At 74.0% G+C, this 3,108-nt stretch carries 1 protein-coding gene; it reads right to left on the reverse strand.

Features of this window, described 5'->3' with window-relative positions; genetic code table 11:
* Nucleotides 1–19: 19 nt before the first annotated feature.
* Nucleotides 20–3,108: ribonuclease E/G (locus tag ACFWUQ_RS31350; RefSeq protein WP_384544797.1), on the reverse strand; the 3,089-nt coding region annotated here is incomplete at its 5' end.

The following is a 3,108-nucleotide window of genomic DNA, read 5'->3' on the forward strand; positions in this document are numbered from 1 at the left end:
GCCCACGGCCGTACGCGGATCAGGCTTCGGTGGGCGCCGAGACCGAGGGCGGGGTCTGCTGCTCCGCCGCCGCGGTCTTCTTCGTCGTCCGCTTCGCCGGGGTCTTCTTGACCGTGGCCGCCTTCTTGGCCACGGTCTTCTTCGCCGCGGCCGCCTTCTTCGCGGGCGCGGCCTTCTTCGCCGTGGTCGCCTTCTTGGCCGGAGCCTTGCGGGCGGCCTTCTTCGCCGGGGCGGGCTCCTCGGCCGGGGCGTCCTCCGCGGCGGGCGCCTGCGGCTCCGCCACCGGGGTCTCCACGACCACCACGGCGGCCTCTGCCGCGCCCGCCGGGGAACCGGCGGGGGCGGTGGCCTTGCGGGTGGCACGACGGCGCGGACGGGCCGGGGCGGCCTCCGCGACGGGGGCCTCCTCGACGACGGCCGGGGCCTCGGGCTCGGCGGCCGCCGGCTCGGGCTCCACGACCGGCTCCGGCTCCGGCACGGCGGCCGGCTCCGGGGCGGCCTCGGCCGCGGGGGCCGGGGCTCCCGCCGGGGCGGTGGCCTTACGGGTCGCCCGGCGGCGGGTACGGCCCTTCGGCGCGGCCTCGTCGACCGGGGCCGCCTCGACGACCGGGGTCGCCTCGACCGTCTCCGCGGCCTCCACGGCCTCGGCGACGACCTCGGCGGCGGGCTCCAGGACCATGTCCACGGGTTCGGTCACCGGCTCGGCCTCGACCACGGGGGCCGGAACCTGCGCCGCACCGCGCGGAGCGCCCGCCGGAGCGGTCGCCTTGCGGGTGGCGCGGCGGCGGTTGCGGCGACCGCTCAGGCCCGCCGCGGCCTCCGCCTCGGCCGGGCTGCCGTACAGCTCCTCGTCCGCGACGAACTCCGGCTCGGGCAGGGGCCTCGGCGCGGCGACCTCGGCGGCCACCTCGGCCTCGGTCTCGACCTCGAACTCCACGTCCACCGTCTCGACGTCGTGGTCGTGCTGGTCGAACTCCGACTTGCCGCCGCGGCGCTTGGAGCGCTTGCCGTTGCCGCCTCCGCCGACCACGGTCGGCGTCTCCATGTGCACGATGACACCGCGGCCGTTGCAGTGGACGCAGGTCTCCGAGAAGGACTCCAGCAGGCCCTGGCCCACCCGCTTGCGCGTCATCTGGACCAGGCCCAGCGAGGTGACCTCCGCCACCTGGTGCTTCGTACGGTCGCGGCCCAGGCACTCCAGCATGCGCCGCAGGACCAGGTCGCGGTTGGACTCCAGGACCATGTCGATGAAGTCGATCACGACGATGCCGCCGAGGTCGCGCAGCCGCAGCTGGCGCACGATCTCCTCGGCCGCCTCCAGGTTGTTCCTGGTGACGGTCTCCTCAAGGTTCCCGCCCTGACCGGTGAACTTCCCGGTGTTGACGTCGATGACGATCATCGCTTCGGTCTTGTCGATCACGAGGGAGCCGCCGGAGGGCAGCCACACCTTGCGGTCGAGCGCCTTGGCGAGCTGCTCGTCGATCCGGTACGTCGCGAAGACGTCGACCTCGGAGGTCCAGCGGGACAGCCGGTCCGCCAGGTCCGGGGCCACGTGGTTCACGTAGCCGTGGATGGTCTCCCAGGCGCTGTCACCGCTGACGATGACCTTGGAGAAGTCCTCGTTGAAGATGTCGCGCACGACGCGGACGGTCATGTCCGGCTCGCCGTACAGCAGGCTCGGCGAAGAGGTCGAGATCTGCTTCGACTTCTTCTGGATGTCCTCCCACTGGCCCTGCAGGCGCTCGACGTCGCGGCGCAGCTCGTCCTCGCTCGCGCCTTCGGCGGCGGTGCGCACGATGACGCCCGCGTCCTCGGGGACGATCTTCTTGAGGATGGTCTTCAGACGCGCGCGCTCGGTGTCGGGCAGCTTGCGGCTGATGCCGGTCATCGAGCCCTCGGGCACGTACACCAGGTAGCGGCCGGGCAGCGAGACCTGGCTGGTCAGGCGGGCGCCCTTGTGGCCGATCGGGTCCTTGGTGACCTGGACGAGGACGGACTGGCCGGACTTCAGGGCGGACTCGATGCGGCGCGGCCCGTTGGCCATGCCGAGCGCCTCGAAGTTGACCTCTCCGGCGTACAGGACGGCGTTGCGGCCCTTGCCGATGTCGATGAAGGCGGCCTCCATGGACGGCAGCACGTTCTGGACCTTGCCCAGGTAGACGTTGCCGACGTACGAGGTGGCCTCCTCCTTGTTGACGTAGTGCTCGACGAGCACGTTGTCCTCAAGGACGCCGATCTGGGTGCGCTCACCGCTCTGGCGGACGACCATGACCCGCTCGACGGCCTCGCGGCGGGCCAGGAACTCGGCCTCGGTGATGATCGGCACCCGGCGGCGGCCCTGCTCGCGGCCCTCGCGGCGGCGCTGCTTCTTCGCCTCCAGGCGCGTCGAGCCCTTGATGGACTGGACCTCGTCGGAGGGAGCGGACGCGGACTCCGCGCGCTCGCGCGCCGGACGCGGCTCGCGGACCTTGACGACGGTGCGTACGCCGTCCTCGTCGCCCGCGTCGGCCTCGGCACCGGAGTCACCGGTGCGGCGGCGGCGGCGACGGCGGCGACGGCTGGAGCTGGAACCGAGGGCGCCGTTGTCGTCGGCCTCCTCGTCCTCGTCCTCCTCGGCCTCCGGCTCGCCGGACGCCTCGGTGTCCTCCTCGGCGGACTCGTCGAGGTCGGCGCTCTCACCGCGACGGCGGCGGCGGCCACCGCGACGGCGCCGGCGGGACGGGCGCCCGTCCGACTCGTCGCCCTCGTCGTACTCGGCGGACTCCTCTTCGAGCTCGGCGGCCTCGGCCTCGGGCTCCTCCTCGGCGAGCACCTCGACCAGGGAGACGGGAGCGGCGGACTCGGCGACCGGCGCCTCGGCGGCGGCGCCGCGGCCCCGGCGGCGGCGACGGCCGGCCGGCTGCGCGGGCTGGGCCTGGACGGTCTCGACGGCCTCGACCTCGGCGGTGAGCTCCTCGTCCTCCTCCTCGACCTCCTCGGTACGGACCGAAGCGGCAGCGGCGGCGGCCATGGCGGCCGTCTCGGGGGTCTGGAACATCGGCTCGGCGAAGACCGGGGCCTGGAACACGGCGACGGCGGGACGCGCGGCGCGGCGGGCTCGGCCGGGGG

The organism is Streptomyces sp. NPDC058662, from assembly GCF_042716255.1.
Classification (GTDB): domain Bacteria; phylum Actinomycetota; class Actinomycetes; order Streptomycetales; family Streptomycetaceae; genus Streptomyces.